The sequence below is a fragment of the Pseudoalteromonas sp. MelDa3 genome (assembly GCF_002863625.1).
GTDB lineage: Bacteria > Pseudomonadota > Gammaproteobacteria > Enterobacterales > Alteromonadaceae > Pseudoalteromonas > Pseudoalteromonas arctica.
Genome location: NZ_PJBR01000011.1, coordinates 25,419 through 42,094, shown reverse-complemented (window position 1 = coordinate 42,094; position 16,676 = coordinate 25,419). Strand labels below are relative to the sequence as shown.

The window sequence follows — 16,676 nt, the reverse complement described above, 5'->3', positions numbered from 1 at the left end:
GTATGCATTACATGCAATTTGTGTAGGTTATTACTCTTTAATAGTTAACTCAACTGCGCCGTGACTTAAATCAAAAATATCTTTGATTGCTTGCTGAGCTTCGCGGCTATCTATTGTAATCACCCATTCAATATTAGCAGTAAATTGCTTATCAATATTAAGCACTTGATACTTTGTTTTTAATAACTGCTCAATCGCACCTTGCATGCTGTACTCACTACTCCCTGTAATTTCAACACTGGGAACTTTAAGTACCGTTTGCAATTTTACTAATGCATTATTTAATGAGCCACCATAAGCACGTACTAATCCGCCCGTGCCTAATTTTATTCCGCCAAAGTAACGTGTAACAACAGCTGTGATTTCGCCAAGGCCTGAACCCACCAGCACATTTAACATAGGTTTTCCTGCAGTGCCATTTGGTTCACCATCGTCCGAAAAACCATAAACATGGCTGCCACCGGGGTTGCCTGCCACATGTGCCCAGCAGTTATGACGCGCATCGCTATACTTTTCTTCAATGCTTTTAATAAATGCTTTAGCTGAATTTAAATCGGGGGTATGTGCAATGTGAACTATAAACGTACTTTTTTTAATTTCTTCTTGATGAAAAACGTCAGCAGCGGGATATTTATATTCAGGCATATTTTAAACTTGTAAAAAGGGGGCCAAAAGGCCCCTTTAAATAATGTACGTATTTTAACGTGTATAAACTAATTAGTGTTAACTAGAATTAATCGAGCGCTAAATCTCGTGTCATATTCTCTAAGCTATCTTCGTGAACAATAACGTTGTCTTCAATACGAATACCGCCAAATGGTTTAAATGACTCAATCTTTTCCCAATTAATAAACTGCTTATTATCGGTTTGCGCTAAATCACCAAGCAGTGAATCAATAAAATATAAGCCTGGCTCAATGGTAAACACTTGGTTTTTTTCAATCAGGCGAGTACAACGCAAGAACGGATGCCCTTCAGGCGATGGTTGATGTGTGCCCTTTTCGTCACTCATAAAACCGCCCATATCATGCACTTGTAAACCAAGATGATGCCCTAGCCCATGTGGGAAGAAAGTAGAGGTAATTTTACGCTCAACAATTTCTGTCGCTGGTAGGTTAACAATTTTAAAGTCACTGAGTATTTGTGCAATACGGTTATGGCATTCAACGTGTAAATCACCATAAAGCATACCCGGCTTTAAACCTTTACCTAACTCGATTTGTTGAACCGTCATCGCTTGTACAAGCTCAGCAAACTCACCCTGCTTTTTAAAATCATACGTACGAGTAATATCAGCGGCATAACCATTAAAGTTTGCACCAGCATCAATTAAAAATGAGTTATGAGTGTGTGGCGCTTTTGGATCAAAGTGCGTGTAATGCAAAATAGCGCAGTTTTCGTTAAGCGCAACAATGTTGCCGTACGGCATTTCATTTTCGCTTTGACGTGTTGCCATTAAGTACGCTTGCTGAATATCGAACTCGCTACCACCATTAAAGAATGTGTCGCGTGCAGCTTTATGCCCATCTACTGCAATGCGGTTAGCGTTGCGTAAACATTCAAGTTCGTACTGCGTTTTATAAGCGCGGTGGTAATGAAAATAGTTAAGTACAGGCTCAGGGTTCATAATACTAAAACCAAGTGCTTGCGCTACTTCAATATATTCGCCCATGTAAGCGTATTTAGCTTTATCGTATGGTAATAACTTTTCAACTTGATCAGGCTGAAGTAATAGCTCTATATCAAAGTACTCAGCCCAAAAGTCGCGAGGCTCGTCTGGTACTTTATGCCAAAAATCTACTGGACGATAAAATATTAGTTTTGGTTTGTCGCTGCCATTTACCACAATCCAGCAATGAGGATTGTCAATAACCGGTAACCACGCTTTAAACTGTGGATTAACTTTAAATGGATAATACATATCATCTAAAAACTGGCGCTTAGCTTGGCCTGAATGAATTACTAATCCTTCTAACCCTTCGCTATTACAAATTGTACGAGTACGCTGTTGCAGTGTTGCAATATGTTCGGCGTATAAAACGGCTAATTTATCCATTGTTAATCCATCTGTTAAATTTAACTTGCTCTGAGTCTACCACTTAAACACTAAGCGCTCAAAAAAGGGGGATATTTAACATGTAAACATCCCCCTTATTAATACCTATACCAATCGTGTTAAGTTATTGGTCGATTGGTATCATATATTCAACCGCCCATTTTCATTTCGAGTAGCGGCGCTAATACATTACCTTCTCGGCCCATTCTTGTATGGTAAACCTGCCTGTACGCAAATACATTTTTTACGTAATCACGGGTTTCGCGATACGGAATAAGCTCTACCCATAACTCAGCCGGAATAGCGTCATCAGGTAACCAACGCTTTATACGATGATATCCTGCATTATAAGAAGCTGTTGCCAGCACTTCATTGCCATGGTTTTTCTTTTTTAAGTATTGTAAGTAACTAGTACCTAACCTAATATTTGTTTTAGGTTGATATAAACGACTACTTGTCACACTGCCTTTATTTACATACTCAGCAGTACTAGGTAATAACTGCATTAAACCACGCGCATTAGCATGCGAGCGTGCATCTGGCGCAAAAGAGCTTTCGCGCCTTGCAATAGCAATACTCCAGGCAATATCTATCTTGCTACGTTTACTGTAGCGCTCAAAAACATCTTGAAACGCAAACGGAAAACGTTGCTCTACGTTATCCCACGCTTTAATTTTTGCTAAAGTAAAAATAGTACTGTCGTGCCAACCTAAATCGGTAGATAGTTGTGATGCTGCTAGCTTTTCTTCATCGCTAGACGTATCCGTTAAATAATTCCACTCACGGCGCGCCGACGTAAAGCGCTCAATATCATAAAGTGCTTTTGCACGCTTAAAGCCAGGTGCATTACTTACTTTATCTACAAGTACCTTATCGACTGCTAAAGGTTGATTATTTAAATCAACGGGCAAACCTAAACGTGCTGCTGCTAAAAAGCCGTAATAATCACGATTAGCCGCTACTTTTTTCCAAATATCGTCTGCTTTTTGCTGCTCGCCACGTTTAGCATAGCTATAAGCTAACCAATATTGCTGGCCAAGGCTTAAATCCTCTTTACCTGTAAAAAACGCAGCAATCCCTTCCCAATCTTGGGTTTTGAGCATATTGCCCAGTTGCCATTGAATAAGCTTGCTGTCTAATCGCTCTTTCGGCACTTTATTTAGCCAAAAGCTCGCTTGCTTATGCCCGCTTGAAGCAAGTGACAACGCAAAGGTGTAATACACGTCAGCTTTATCTTCATCACTATACTTAAATATTTTTTCTAGTTTTCCCCATGCTTTTAAAGCAAGCTCTTTATCGCGCCAAACCAAGCGTTTAACACCATAAATTGCTATTTGGCTTTCTTTAGCCGACTTATTTTTATATCGATATAATCCAGCTGCCGTGCTTGGATCTTTTCGCACTTTTAAGTATAAATCAGCTAAGTAACGATCCTTACTTGGCAATAAAGTTTTTAAGTAAGGTAATAAGCTTTGCGTCCCGCCTTGTGCAGCAAGTGTTACACGCTTCCAAACCGTTTCTTCTTTCATGTAGCCTTTTTTACGCCACGTAGAAAACAAACTATCACAGCTATTAGGTTGCGATTTACCAACGGCCCATAAGTCGGTCACCTGATTTAGAATCGCCTTTTCAGGCGCGCCCAGGTCGAGCTGAAAATCTAAATAAGTACAGGTAAGCCCAGTATTAGAAGTTTCACGGTAGTTGCGTATATACGCCGCTTTTTCATTGTTCTCTTTTAAATACTCCAACCACGCTTTGCGCACAGGCCACTCAAGCGGTGTATGCTGATATATATTTAAATAGTCTTCTATCTCTGCCTGATGCTTAATACTCGGGTGACGTTGCCAATATGTTTTTTCAACATACGGTTTTAACGGATGATTTAGGTTACTAACCGCTTGTTTAAAGTCTTGGTAACTTCCGTACCTTACTTTTTTTTCGGCATCTAAAAAGGCATCGTTATCGATACTTGCCTCGGCAGAGTGAAGAGGGAAAATGAATGCAGCTGCCGCAACACTTAGTAAATATTTTTTCATAATGTCCTTTAATAAAAATTAAAGTAGTGAATAAAAACTTTTCAACCACCTTAGCACCAAACCAGCTATATTTTAACCAGTCGATTGTAACCGAGTTAAATTTTTCGTTGCATTTTTAATTTAAAGCAAGCACACTGATTGAAATGCAAACTCATCGTACCAGTCTTAGTTCGTCAACTAGGGAGAATAATAATGTTATATAAAAGCGATTCCTTTGAAGTTAGCTTCCTAAAGGAAAACATCGCCGAGTTTAAGTTTTGTGTTGCAGGTTCTGTAAACACATTATCTCAAAAAACTCTTTCAGATTGCGCAGCAGCATTAAAAGAATTAGCTGCCAATACTGATATCAAAGGCATGATTTTTACCAGTGATAAAGACCACTTTATTATTGGTGCCGATATCTTCGAATTTTTACCTACATTTACTAAACCTGAAGAAGAATTAGTAGTGTGGATCAAAAACGCAACCGACGTTTTTGATGCAATCGAAGATTTACCATTCCCAACTCTAAGCGCTATAAACGGTATGGCACTTGGCGGTGGTTGTGAGTGGGCACTTGCTACCGATTATCGTGTGGCAAGCGAAACAGCTAAAATGGGCCTACCAGAAGTTAAACTTGGCATAATGCCTGGTTTTGGTGGCACAGTGCGCTTACCACGTATCATTGGCGCCGATAACGCGATGATGTGGATTACCTCAGGCGCAGAAAACCGCGCAGCAGATGCCCTTAAAGTAGGTGCGTTTGACGCGGTAGTTAGTGCTGACAAACTTTTAGAGTCAAGTGTATCAACACTTGAACTGGCAATTGCTGGCAAGCTAGATTGGCAAGCAAAACGCAACGTAAAACTACAGCCACTTAAATTAAACCGTGTTGAGCAAGGCATGAGCTTTGCTATGGCAGAAGGTATGGTAATGGGTAAAACCAAAGGCCACTATCCTGCACCGGTTATGGCTGTACGTACTATTAAAGCAGCGGCAAACTGTACTCGCGATGAAGCAATGGCAATCGAAAACGCTAACTTTGCTAAATTAGCACGTACACCAGAAGCAGCTGCACAAACAGGTATATTCCTAGCTGACCAATACATTAAAGGTAAAGCACGTAAATTTGCTAAACAAAGCGATGTAGAAATTAAACAAGCCGCTGTATTAGGTGCTGGTATTATGGGTGGCGGTATTGCATACCAGTCTGCTTATAAAGGCACACCTATTATAATGAAAGACATCCAACAAGATGCGCTTGATTTAGGTATGGGTGAAGCGTCTAAGTTATTAGGTGCAAAAGTTAAGCGTGGCCACATGCCAATGGAAAAAATGTTGGCAACACTTAGCAAAATTAAGCCAACACTTAACGCGTCAGACCTACAAAGTGCCAACATTATTGTTGAAGCCGTTGTAGAAAACCCTAAAGTTAAGCAAGCAGTACTCGCTGATCTTGAAAAGACCATGCCAGAAGGCACTGTACTTACTTCAAACACATCAACTATTTGTATTGATTTACTAGCACAAGCGCTAGATAAGCCAGAAAACTTTTGTGGTATGCACTTTTTCAACCCTGTGCCAAAAATGCCATTAGTAGAAATTATCCGTGGTGCTAAAACGTCAGATAAAACAATTAATGCAGTAGTCGATTACGCACTTAAATTAGGTAAATCACCAATTGTAGTTAACGATTGCCCAGGCTTCTTTGTAAACCGTGTTTTATTCCCTTATTTTGCAGGTTTTAGCAAATTAGTGGTTGAAGGCGCTAACTTTGCAAAAGTAGATAAAGTAATGGAAAATGTATTTGGCTGGCCTATGGGTCCGGCTTACCTACTTGATGTTGTAGGTATTGATACAGCGTTCCATTGTACTGGCGTAATGGCTGACGGTTTCCCTGAGCGTATGGCTCGTGCTGATAAAGACCCTGTGACTATTTTTGCCAACGAAAAACGTTTTGGTCAAAAGAACAAAGCCGGTTTTTACAAATACGAAACAGATCGTCGCGGTCGTCTTAAAAAGTCTCATGACGAGACAGCAATTGAGCTATTAAGCCCAATTACAGACGCACCAAAAGAATTTGATAAACAAGAAATCATCGACCGTTGTATGATTCCAATGATCAACGAAGTGCTACTGTGCTTGCAAGAAGGTATTGTTGCCTCTGCGCAAGAAGCAGATATGGCATTAGTTTACGGTGTTGGTTTCCCTCCATTTAGAGGCGGCGCGTTCCGTTACTTAGATCAAACTGGTTTAGCTAACTTTGTTGCAGCAGCAGACAAATACGCTCACCTAGGTGCGATTTACCAAGTATCAGAGCAAACTCGCAAGTGGGCCGAAGAAGGTCGTGTTTTCTATAAGGTGGAAGGTTAATATCATGAATAATCCAGTAATTGTAGATTGTATCCGCACACCAATGGGTCGCTCTAAAAGTGGTGTATTCAAACATAAACGTGCTGAAGACTTAAGCGCACATTTAATGAAAGGCTTACTTGATCGCAACCCAGCAGTTGATCCAGCATCAATTGACGATATTTATTGGGGTTGTGTACAGCAAACATTAGAGCAAGGCTTTAACGTAGCACGTAACGCAGCATTACTTGCCGGTATCCCACACAGCGTACCTGCTGTAACGGTTAACCGTTTATGTGGATCGTCAATGCAAGCATTGCATGACGCTGCACGCGCAATAATGACAGGCGCTGGCGACACTTACCTAATTGGTGGTGTTGAGCACATGGGTCACGTACCTATGACTCACGGCAACGACTTTCACCCAGGCCTTGCAACAACAATTGCACAAGCATCGGGCTCAATGGGTTTAACAGCAGAATACCTTGCAACGCTTCATGGCATTAGCCGTGAGCAACAAGATGAATTTGCTTACCGCTCACATCAACGTGCACAAGCGGCAACTGTTGAAGGCCGTTTCCGCCGAGAAATTTTAGCAATGGAAGGTCATGCAGCAGATGGTTCGCTTATATTAGTTGAAGACGACGAAGTAATTCGCCCAGAAACAACAGTAGAAGGCCTATCAAAGCTTCGCCCTGTGTTTAATCCTGCATCGGGTACGGTAACAGCCGGTACTTCTTCTGCGCTTTCTGACGGCGCATCTGCAATGTTAGTAATGAGCGAAGAAAAAGCCAAAGAACTTGGTTTACCAATTCGTGCACGTATTAAAGCAATGGCAGTCGCTGGTTGCGATCCATCAATTATGGGTTACGGCCCAGTACCAGCAAGTAAAAAAGCACTTGCTCAAGCCGGTATTACAATTGATGACTTAGGCGTAGTAGAGCTTAACGAAGCCTTTGCAGCACAATCATTACCTGTAATGAAAGATTTAGGGTTAATGGATGTTGTTGACGAAAAAGTGAATTTAAATGGCGGCGCAATCGCACTTGGTCACCCACTGGGTTGTTCGGGTTCGCGTATTAGCACATCGCTTATTCACTTAATGGAAGACAAAAATGTACGATACGGTTTAGCAACTATGTGTATTGGTTTAGGCCAAGGCATTGCCACTGTATTTGAACGTGTTCAAGACTAATTAGTTTGAGCATGTAAACCATCTTGGTGATTAAAAAGGCGGACTGATTTTATTCAGTTCGCCTTTTTTATTAGCTTTAATTTAGTAAAAATTATCAGCTATAACACCAGTATGTAGTATTACGGAATTATGTGATCGGGCGTATTATTAAATAACGTGTTTTGCAGCAATAATGTTTCAAATGAAATGGGCATATTAAGATAAGTAAAATAGTTAAATTACACTTAAAATTGCGTTAAACTCCCAAACTTATTAATTGCTATACCTAAGCACTCGCGTACGCAGCAATCACTTTAATTAAACAGGTCAATTTATTATGAGCTTTGATAATCCCGATCACCAATTAGATGCCATAGGCCTTCGCTGTCCAGAGCCAGTAATGATGGTACGTGCTGCTATTCGTAAAATGAGTGATGGTGAAACGTTATTAATAACTGCTGATGACCCGTCAACAACTCGCGACATTCCGAGTTTTTGTACGTTTATGGATCACACGCTGGTGGCTAAAGATGCAGAAGAAGCACCGTATAGATATGTGGTTAAGAAAGGGCTTTAAAATAACGTAGGTTGGGTTGAGTTTTACGAAACCCAACGTATTTAATAACCACCAAAATAGTTTTATGCGCCACACATGTTGGGTTTCGTTTCACTCTACCCAACCTACGAACCCCCCTTGGTGTTAATGTTGAATAAACACTACAACGTCCTTGTCACAAATCCATTAATTCACTCGGGCTGCTTTAAAAATACAGCTATCACTTCTTCGTTATCGTCACTTGTGGCTTGTCGTAGTCACTGTAATCAATACTTACTATGTATGTGCCTTTGATTGCTGGTGTGAAACTAAAGTAGTTATAAATAGTATTACAGTCTGCGATAGCTGGCTGGCCGAGTGTTAGGCTTTGTCCTGCTGGTTGTGCATCGCTGTAACCACAGTTGTAGCCTTCACTAAAATCGGCATCGGCTATTTTAAATTCGTACACTTTACCAGGCGTACTAAATTTAACTTGCGCTTGATAAAGCGCGGGTCCAACTGGCGCAAACTGATACTGGGGTTCTGCATCCCACAGTGTAAAGTCGCCACGTAAGTAAATTGTGCGGTCAAGCTCTTGCTGTGGCAATACATCGTTAATCGAAATTTGGCTTGTACAGGCAGTAAGTAAACCAGCAATTGCTAAAGTTAAAATTCGTTTCATAGAAATCATCAATGGGGTTTCCTTTGCATACAGTGAAAACTAAAAAGCCAGCAAAACGCTGGCTTTTAAAATTGCTAATCGGTGTTATTTTTGTAAAACAGAAATATCTGCAATACCTAAAAACAATCCGCTTAACTGGCTTAGCAGCGCAAGACGATTTTGCTTAACAGCTTCATCGTCGGCCATAACCATTACGTTGTCAAAAAAGTTATCAACACTTTCGCGAATACCTGCCAATTGGCTTAATGCTTCTTGGTAGTTTCCATCTGCGTAAAGTGGTGCAAGGTCAGTGGCAAATTTTGCTACTTGTGATGCTAATACTTTTTCAGCGTCGTCGCTTAATAAGCTCTCATCAACACTACCTTGGCTGGTAATGTCGTTTTTAGCCAGAATATTACCTACACGCTTATTAGCTGCTGCAAGCGCTTCTGCTGCGTCTAATGTACGGAAGTGGCTTACGGCTTTAACACGGCGATCAAAATCAACAGGTTTAGTCGGACGACGTGCAAGCACTGCTTGAATTACGTCTACTTCAATACCTTCGTCTTGATACCAAGCACGGAAGCGCCCTAGCATAAATTCAAATACGTCAGTTGATACATTTAAGTTAGTTAACTTGTCGCCAAACAATGTTTGCGATTTAGCTACTAGGTCTAAAATATCAAGTGGTAGTTCTTTTTCTACCATAATGCGAAGTGCACCAATAGCAGCACGACGAAGAGCAAATGGGTCTTTGTCACCTTTAGGTGCCTGGCCTATACCAAAAATACCCACCAGCGTATCAAACTTATCAGCAATAGCTACTGCACAGCTAATTAAATTTGTAGGTAAGTTGTCGCCTGCAAAGCGTGGCATGTACTGCTCGTTTTGCGCTACGGCTACATCTTCGGCTTCACCATCGTGGCGAGCGTAATGCATTCCCATTACACCTTGCACGTCGGTAAATTCCATTACCATTTCAGTCATTAGGTCAGTTTTACTTAATAAGCCTGCACGCTGTGCTAGTACTTTATCAGCACCTAATTGCTCAGCAATGTAACCCGCAAGTTCACTAATACGCTGAGACTTATCTTTAAGCGTACCAAGTTGCTTTTGGAACAATACGCTATCAAGCGATTCTAATCGGCTTTCTAGAGTTTTCTTTTTATCTGTTTCAAAGAAGAACTGTGCATCGGCTAAACGCGGGCGCACTACTTTTTCGTTACCAGAAATAACCACACTTGGATCTTTACTTTCTATGTTAGATACAAACAAAAATTTATTTAAAAGTTTGCCGTTTTGATCTAATAACGGGAAGTATTTTTGATCGTCTTTCATGGTATAGATTAACGCTTCGGCTGGTACATCTAAAAATGCTTCTTCAAATGTTGCCGTTAAAGTAACTGGCCACTCTACAAGTGATGTTACTTCTTCTAGTAAATCTTCATCCATAGCAACAATAGCGTTAACTGCTTTTGCAGCTTCTTCTATTTGTGTACGAATTTGCGCTTTACGTTGTTCGTAATCAGCAATAACGTAGGCAGATTTAAGTACGTCAAAAACGTCGTCCGCATGGTTTATGCTAATTTTTTCTGGGTGATGAAAACGATGACCCTGAAGCTGGTTAGTTATTTTCTTACCAAGGATCTCACCTTCAAGTAACTCATCACCAAACAAAATAGTTACCGTATGCACAGGACGAATAAATTGTGTTTTATTCGCGCCCCAACGCATTGGTTTAGGTATTGGTAATTTAGCTAGCGCTTTAGTGATTGCAGCTGTCATTAGCGTTTTAGTTTCTTTCCCTGCTACTTTAGCAATGTGCAATAACCATGCGCCTTTGTCTGTTTCGAGTGTTTGTGCATCTTTTACTTCAATACCACAACCACGTGCCCAACCCATTGCTGCCTTTGTTGGGTTACCGTCACCGTCAAATGCAGCTTTAGTTGCTGGACCACGTTTTTCAACTTCTTTGTCTTGTTGCTTAGCTTCAAGCGCTTTTACTTGTAAACCTAAACGACGAGGCGATGCATACCAGCTTACGCCCTGGTGTGCTAATTCTAGTGTTTCAAGCTCTGCAGTTAAGTTTGCAGCAAACGCTTCTGCTAATTTACGCAGTGCTTTTGGTGGCAACTCTTCTGTGCCTATTTCTACTAATAAATTTTGTGCTGACATACTTACTTATCCTTACACAGCGGGAAACCAAGCGCTTCGCGTTTGTCATAGTAACTTTGTGCACACGCTTTTGATAACGCACGAACGCGTAAAATATAACGTTGACGTTCGGTTACCGAAATTGCGTGGCGTGCGTCTAGTAAGTTAAATGCGTGCGATGCTTTCATTACTTGCTCGTAAGCCGGTAGTGGTAAGTTTGCTTCAATTAACTTTTGGCTTTCTGCTTCACATTTATCAAACTGAGCAAATAAGTCTTCTACGTTTGCGTGTTCAAAATTGTAAGTAGACTGCTCTACTTCATTTTGATGGAACACGTCGCCGTAGGTTACGCGCCCTAGTGGACCGTCTGCCCATACTAAATCGTAAATACTATCTACGCCTTGAATGTACATTGCTAAACGCTCTAGGCCGTAAGTGATCTCACCCGTTACTGGTGAACACTCAATACCACCAACTTGTTGGAAGTAGGTAAACTGCGTTACTTCCATGCCGTTTAACCAAATTTCCCAACCTAGGCCCCACGCACCTAACGTAGGTGATTCCCAGTTGTCTTCTACAAAGCGAACTTCGTGAGTTAGTGTATCGATACCCATAGCCGCTAAAGAGCCTAAATAAAGCTCCTGGATGTTATCTGGCGATGGCTTTAAAGCTACCTGGAATTGGTAGTAATGTTGTAATCGATTTGGATTTTCACCGTAGCGACCATCGGTAGGACGACGACACGGTTGCACGTATGCACTCGCCATTGGCTCTGGACCAATAGACTTTAAAAAAGTTTGCGGGTGAAATGTCCCTGCGCCCACTTCCATATCAAGTGGTTGAATAATGACACAGCCTTGCTGCGCCCAATAATCCTGTAAAGCCAGGATCAAACCTTGAAAGGTTTTTACGTCATATTTTTGCATATTTGGCTTTTTACTATCTAAGAAGTAGCGTGAAAATTACCCTTAGTATACCGTGTGTACACTCAGGTTTTAAGCAGTTTGTGTAATTGAAGAAAATAAAAAAGGAGCCAATAGGCTCCTTTTTTTCTACGTAAGCAATTTTTTACACGTCTAAGTTAACTACACGTAGTGCGTTCTTTTCAATAAACTCACGACGAGGCTCTACTTGGTCACCCATTAAGGTCGCAAATAATTGATCCGCGCCAACAGCATCCTCGATCGTTACTTGTAACATACGACGAGCACTAGGATCCATTGTGGTCTCCCAAAGCTGGCTTGGGTTCATTTCGCCCAGTCCTTTATAGCGTTGAATATAGATCCCGCGCTTCGATTCTGTGATCAACCATTCCAAAGCATCCACAAAGTTATCAACAGGTTTTGTTTTCTCACCACGTTGAATATATGCACCTTCGCTAAGGATGTTTGCGATGTTAGTACCAGTCACAGCAATGCGTTGGTAGTCACGTGACGCAATAAAGTCATAATGAAGTACGTGTGCTTTATCCACACCGTGCTGACGAATATTCACAACCGGGTAATACATATTACGCTCAGCATCATGCTCTGTACCAGCATGGAAAATAGTCGCATCTTCATCACGTGCAATCAGGTCGTCAACCAACACTTTAGTCCAAGCAATTACTTTAGCTTCGTCTTTAAGGTCATCAGTTTTCAACTCTGTTTGGTAGATTAAGCGTTCCATTACCGTGTTAGGGTATTTACGTTTTAAACGCTCAATAACCTTAACTGTATTTTGGTAATCGTGAACGATTTCTTCTAGTGCTTCACCTTCAAGAGCAGGTGCATCTGTACTTGCATACAACGCTGCACCATTAAGAGCAAGCGATGTTAGGTATTCAACTAATGCAGGATCATCTTTAATATAACGCTCTTGCTTACCTTTTTTCACTTTATAAAGTGGTGGTTGAGCAATATAAATATAGCCGCGTTCTACAATTTCAGGCATTTGACGATAGAAGAATGTTAATAGTAACGTACGAATGTGAGAACCATCCACGTCCGCATCGGTCATGATTATAATGCGATGATAACGTAATTTCTCAGGATTATATTCGTCACGACCAATACCACACCCTAATGCAGTAATTAGTGTTGCTACTTCTTGCGAAGATAACATTTTATCAAAACGTGCTTTTTCTACGTTTAAGATTTTACCTTTAAGCGGAAGAATAGCTTGGTTTTTTCGGTTACGTCCCTGCTTGGCTGATCCGCCAGCAGAGTCCCCTTCCACTATATATAGTTCAGATTGGGCAGGATCTTTTTCTTGGCAATCAGCTAGCTTACCAGGTAAGCCTGCTAAGTCCATTGCACCTTTACGACGTGTCATTTCACGGGCTTTACGCGCCGCTTCTCGAGCACGTGAGGCATCAATAATCTTACCTACAACAATTTTGGCATCCGTTGGGTTTTCTAATAAAAACTCAGTGAATTTTTCAGCCATTGCTTGTTCAACTGCAGACTTAACTTCACTTGAAACAAGCTTGTCTTTAGTTTGCGATGAGAACTTAGGATCAGGAACTTTAACACTAACAACAGCCGTTAAGCCTTCACGGGCATCATCACCGGTAGCATTGCTGGTTGTTTTAGCTTTTTTGTTAAAGCCTTCTTTTTCCATGTAGTTATTAAGTGTACGTGTTAGCGCTGATCTAAAACCGGCTAAGTGAGTACCACCATCACGTTGTGGAATATTATTTGTGAAACAGTAAATATTTTCTTGGTATGCATCATTCCACTGCATTGATACTTCAACGCTAATACCATCTTCTTCACGTTCGTGAGTAAAATGGAATACACCTTTATGTATAGGTGTTTTATTACGGTTTAAGTATTCAACGAAAGCTTGAATACCGCCTTCGTATTTAAAGTGGTCAGATTTATTTTCTTCACGTTCATCATTTAAAATGATGCTCACACCTGAATTTAGGAATGAAAGCTCGCGTAAACGCTTAGCTAAAATTTCGTAATGAAAATCTAAGTTTGTGAATGTTTCACCACTTGGCCAAAAACGCAGTTCTGTACCTGTCGTGTCCGATTCGCCAATAACAGCTAAAGGTGCATCTGGAACACCCATAGTGTAAAACTGCTCATGAAGTTTACCTTCACGGCGAACTGTAAGTTTTAGCTTTTCTGAAAGTGCATTTACAACAGAAACACCAACACCGTGTAAGCCACCTGATACTTTATAAGAGTTATCATCAAACTTACCACCGGCATGAAGTACCGTCATAATAACTTCGGCTGCTGATACGCCTTCTTCTTCATGGATAGAAGTTGGAATACCACGACCGTTATCTCGTACTGAGACAGAACCGTCTAAGTGAATCGTTACATAAATATCATCACAATGACCTGCTAAGGCTTCATCGATCGAGTTATCAACGACCTCAAACACCATGTGGTGTAAGCCTGTGCCATCATCGGTGTCCCCAATATACATTCCAGGACGCTTTCTTACTGCGTCTAATCCTTTAAGTACTTTAATACTCGACGAGTCATAATTCTCAGACATGGTTAATCCCACTTATCTTGTTATTAGGTTGCCATGTTTCACGTGGAACATTTGTAGTTCTCGTTGCATGGGTTCCACCACAGCAGAAATACTTTCAGACAAAATTGAAGAGATAAAAATTTGAGAACTGCAGTGAGCAAGTAATTGTCCCACTTTCTCTTTTGTATCTTCGCCTAACTCTGAAGGTAGATCATCTATTAGCAATATAGATTGCTTATCTGTCTCTGACTCAATTAAGCTATTTTGCGTAACTTTTAACGCATATAATAGTAACTTCAATTGACCGCGTGAGAATGTATTCTCCACACTGTTGCCAGCGACACTAAAACTAAAATCGGCCTTATGAGGGCCTTTACTTGTAAATCCTTGGCGAGCATCTCGCTCAAAGTTTTGCTCTAACGCATCTGCAAGAGATTCGGTCTCTTTCCAGCCTGCATTAAAGGTCATTTCTAAATCACGTACAAGCGTTAATTCTGCACACATTTTATCAAAAAACTGCTGCTTAAACCTACTTATATACGCCAATCTTAATTTATTTATTTCTTCAGCCAGTCTAACAAATTCTTTGTCCCAAAACTTAATTTGGTCAAAATAATTCTTGGGCTTAGTTTTTAACAATGCATTACGTTGTTTAAGTACTTTATTAAACGATTGCCATAAAAAAAAGAACTCATGTTCCACGTGGAACAAACCTAAATCTAAAAACTTTCTGCGCTCTTTAGGCCCACCAAAAAATAAAGAATAGCTCTCTGGTGTAATAATTTGCACTGGCATGAGTTGAGCTAGTTCGGATATTTTACGGCTCGCCTTACCTTGAATTTTTAAATTAGTTTCACCCGTTTGAGTTTTACTAATACCAATTGGAATAGATAAGTCGTGTATTGTTTTGCGCCCGTGAATTACAAACTGCTCTTGCTGATGCGCGATAATACTTTTGTGTTTTGGAGTACGAAAAGATTTGCCGTGAGAAAGGTAATAGATAGCCTCTAAAAGGCTGGTTTTTCCGCTGCCATTTTCACCATATATTATATTAACGCCGTTAACTGGTTCTAGCGTCAGCGCCTCAATATTACGAAAATATTTGAGGCTCAAATGACTTAAGCTCATTATGTATTTATAGTCTTATAAACGCATAGGCATAACAACGTACATTGCTTCTTCATCGCCTGCACCTTCAATTAATGCACTGCTGTTTGAGTCGGCTAATGTAAATAGTACGTCTTCTGTTTTTAATGTGTTTAGTACGTCTAATACGTAAGACACGTTAAACCCTATTTCTAGGTCAGCACCTTCGTAACTTACTTCAACAACTTCTTCAGCTTGTTCTTGCTCTGGGTTGTTGGCCGTAATTTTTAATAAACCATTTGATAAGTTTAAGCGTACGCCACGAAACTTTTCATTAGATAAAATAGACACTCGTTGGAACGCATTACGTAACCATTCTCGGTTAGCTGTAATTACTTTGTCGCCACCACGTGGTAATACACGACGGTAATCTGGAAAACGCCCATCAACCAGTTTACTTGTAAATGTAAACTCAATATCAATAATACGGATATGGTTAGCACCAAACTGAATTGTTACCAATTCATCGTCAGCTACCATAAGGCGCATAATTTCTTGCACACCTTTGCGAGGTATAATTAATTGACGTTGTGTATTAAGCGATTGCGTTAATTGCTTTTGCGCTATAGCTAAACGGTGACCATCTGTTGCTACTGTTTTTATATCGGTATTATCTACTTCAAACGACATACCATTTAAGTAATAACGTACGTCTTGATTTGCCATCGAAAAATGCGTGCTTTCGAGTAACTTACGAAGCTCTAAACGAGTTAGTTGAAATTCAACCTCTCCGTCCCACTCTTCTAAATTAGGAAAATCATCAGCAGATAAAGTCGTCAATGAAAAACGGCTTTTACCACTGGTTAAAAGTAATTGATGCTCTTGCAAGCTTAAAGTAATGTCTGAACCATCTGGTAGACTTTTACAAATATCGAGTAACTTTTTAGCGGGTAACGTTAGTTTTGTATCGGCAATATCATCACCTACAAATACGCCAGAAACTAGTTCAATTTCAAGGTCAGTACCCGTCATTGAAAGTTGTCCGTTTTCTACCACTAACAAAACGTTAGATAAAATTGGCAACGTGTGTTTGCGCTCTATTGCGCCCGACACTTGCACCAATGGCTTTAAAAATTGTTGTCTTGATATTGTTATTTGCATAATAAAGT

The 16,676-nt window shown here is 40.4% G+C and carries 12 protein-coding genes; 3 read left to right on the top strand and 9 right to left on the bottom strand.

Annotation, left to right across the window (positions count from 1 at the left end):
- Positions 1–30: 30 nt before the first annotated feature.
- From CXF89_RS04400 to CXF89_RS04390, 3 genes are all read right to left on the bottom strand, one after another.
- On the bottom strand, positions 31–645 hold the full coding sequence (locus CXF89_RS04400; protein WP_101216558.1) for a YigZ family protein: 615 nt from the start codon (positions 643–645) through the stop codon (positions 31–33).
- 88 nt (positions 646–733) lie between these two features.
- The gene (pepQ, locus tag CXF89_RS04395) at positions 734–2,056 is read right to left on the bottom strand and encodes a Xaa-Pro dipeptidase (protein WP_121953915.1); all 1,323 of its coding nucleotides are present in this window, start codon (positions 2,054–2,056) and stop codon (positions 734–736) included.
- A 149-nt stretch (positions 2,057–2,205) separates the two neighbouring features.
- Positions 2,206–4,092 (bottom strand): transglycosylase SLT domain-containing protein, encoded by a 1,887-nt coding sequence (locus tag CXF89_RS04390; RefSeq protein ID WP_121953914.1) that lies wholly within the window; start codon positions 4,090–4,092, stop codon positions 2,206–2,208.
- Between the two features lie 192 nt (positions 4,093–4,284).
- Here CXF89_RS04390 and fadB point away from each other — a divergent pair, with 192 nt between their 5' ends.
- From fadB to tusA, 3 genes are all read left to right on the top strand, one after another.
- A complete protein-coding gene (gene fadB, locus CXF89_RS04385) occupies positions 4,285–6,444 on the top strand; it encodes a fatty acid oxidation complex subunit alpha FadB (protein WP_121953913.1) in 2,160 nt (719 codons plus the stop codon).
- A 4-nt stretch (positions 6,445–6,448) separates the two neighbouring features.
- On the top strand, positions 6,449–7,618 hold the full coding sequence (gene fadA, locus CXF89_RS04380) for an acetyl-CoA C-acyltransferase FadA (protein WP_007584192.1): 1,170 nt from the start codon (positions 6,449–6,451) through the stop codon (positions 7,616–7,618).
- Between the two features lie 316 nt (positions 7,619–7,934).
- Positions 7,935–8,174, top strand: a complete 240-nt coding sequence (tusA, locus tag CXF89_RS04375) for a sulfurtransferase TusA (protein WP_007377644.1) — start codon at positions 7,935–7,937, stop codon at positions 8,172–8,174.
- Between the two features lie 199 nt (positions 8,175–8,373).
- Here tusA and CXF89_RS04370 read toward each other — a convergent pair whose 3' ends face one another.
- The 6 genes from CXF89_RS04370 to dnaN form a co-directional block, all read right to left on the bottom strand.
- A complete protein-coding gene (locus CXF89_RS04370) occupies positions 8,374–8,823 on the bottom strand; it encodes an early set domain-containing protein (protein ID WP_010555151.1) in 450 nt (149 codons plus the stop codon).
- 75 nt (positions 8,824–8,898) lie between these two features.
- Positions 8,899–10,968 carry a glycine--tRNA ligase subunit beta gene (glyS, locus tag CXF89_RS04365; RefSeq protein ID WP_121953912.1) on the bottom strand — a complete coding sequence of 690 codons (2,070 nt, stop codon included), beginning with the start codon at positions 10,966–10,968 and terminating at the stop codon, positions 8,899–8,901.
- A 2-nt stretch (positions 10,969–10,970) separates the two neighbouring features.
- Positions 10,971–11,873 (bottom strand): glycine--tRNA ligase subunit alpha, encoded by a 903-nt coding sequence (gene glyQ, locus CXF89_RS04360; protein WP_121953911.1) that lies wholly within the window; start codon positions 11,871–11,873, stop codon positions 10,971–10,973.
- A 142-nt stretch (positions 11,874–12,015) separates the two neighbouring features.
- A complete protein-coding gene (gyrB, locus tag CXF89_RS04355; RefSeq protein ID WP_121953910.1) occupies positions 12,016–14,442 on the bottom strand; it encodes a DNA topoisomerase (ATP-hydrolyzing) subunit B in 2,427 nt (808 codons plus the stop codon).
- Positions 14,443–14,454: 12 nt separating this feature from the next.
- On the bottom strand, positions 14,455–15,549 hold the full coding sequence (gene recF, locus CXF89_RS04350; RefSeq protein WP_008138030.1) for a DNA replication/repair protein RecF: 1,095 nt from the start codon (positions 15,547–15,549) through the stop codon (positions 14,455–14,457).
- Between the two features lie 15 nt (positions 15,550–15,564).
- Complete coding sequence (gene dnaN, locus CXF89_RS04345) at positions 15,565–16,668, bottom strand: DNA polymerase III subunit beta (protein ID WP_010555149.1); 1,104 nt, start codon at positions 16,666–16,668, stop codon at positions 15,565–15,567.
- Positions 16,669–16,676 lie beyond the last annotated feature (8 nt).